Here is a 1,099-nt window from a genome sequence, read left to right as displayed (position 1 = left end):
CCGCCGCCGCGTCACATGATCGAGGGCCAGATTCGCCCGAACAAGGTCACCGACCCTTTCGTGGTTGAGGCTTTCCTGGCCATCCCGCGCGAGCGCTATGTGCCCGACGCGCTGGCCGGCGTCGCTTATGTCGACGAGGACGTGCCCGTGGCCCCCGGTCGCTACCTGATGGAGCCCATGGTGCTGGCCCGCCTGATCCAGGAACTGGCCCTGACCCGCGCCGACAAGGTGCTGGCCGTGGGCGTGGCCACCGGCTACTCCGCCGCCGTCATGGCTGAACTGGCCGGTTCGGTGGTAGCGCTGGAAAGCGACGCCGCCCTGATCGAGGCCGGGCGCAAGGCCCTGGCCGGCGTCGCCGGTGTCACCGTGGTGCAGGGCGACTTGACCGCCGGTCACGCCGCCAAGGCCCCCTACAGCGCCATCCTGATCGACGGCTCGGTGCCCGAGGTGCCCGCCAGCCTGCTGGACCAACTGCCCGAGGGTGGCCGCCTGGTTGGCGTGGTCATCAACGCCGCCGGTCTGGGGGAGGCCCGCTATTACCGCAAGGTGGGTGGCGTGGTGTCGCACCGCATCCTGTTCGATGCTGCCGTCCGGCCCCTGCCGGGCTTCCAGCGCCGCGTCGAGTTCGTGTTCTGATAGGGACGACCCTGCGGACGCGTCAGGGCGCCCCGCAGGGGTTTTTCATTCCGGGCGGGTCCCCGTAGCATGGCCATAAGTGGACCTATGCGGGGCCCGTGGACATGTTACAGAGTGTTTTAAGGGCGCCCAGCGCCATTGGGGATTAAAGGTGGCGCTCTGCCGCGCGAGCGTGCGTGGCGCCGCCTGCACGCTGGGATATTTATTTAAGGCGTTTGGGGAAAATGGCGATGCAAGTGAACACCGCTGGATGTGGGGCTGAGGGCATGGGAACCGGACATTGGGTGAAGCGGGCGCGCCGGCTGGTCGCCGCCCTGCCGCTGACGGCGCTGGCCGTGGCCGTCGCGGGCGCGGCCCACGGGCAGACACTGGAAGACGCGCTGATCCAGGCCTACCAGAACAACCCGACGCTGGAAGCCGGCCGCGCCGGCCAGCGCGCCACGGATGAAGGCGTGCCGCTGGC

1 protein-coding gene and 1 pseudogene are annotated in these 1,099 nt (G+C 69.2%); both read left to right on the top strand.

The genetic code is table 11. The features are described 5' to 3' along the window. Positions 1-636, top strand: a 636-nt coding sequence (locus tag I55_RS01990) for a protein-L-isoaspartate O-methyltransferase (protein WP_199902422.1), incomplete at its 5' end; no start/stop codon positions are given. A 266-nt stretch (positions 637-902) separates the two neighbouring features. Next, a pseudogene (locus I55_RS34015) lies at positions 903-1,099 on the top strand (hypothetical protein); the annotation flags it as partial.

Origin of the sequence: Azospirillum sp. B4, from assembly GCF_000333275.1 — a bacterium.
Lineage (GTDB): Bacteria > Pseudomonadota > Alphaproteobacteria > Azospirillales > Azospirillaceae > Nitrospirillum.
The sequence above is the reverse complement of the archived record's forward strand: the minus strand, read 5'-3'. Positions and strand labels throughout refer to the sequence as shown.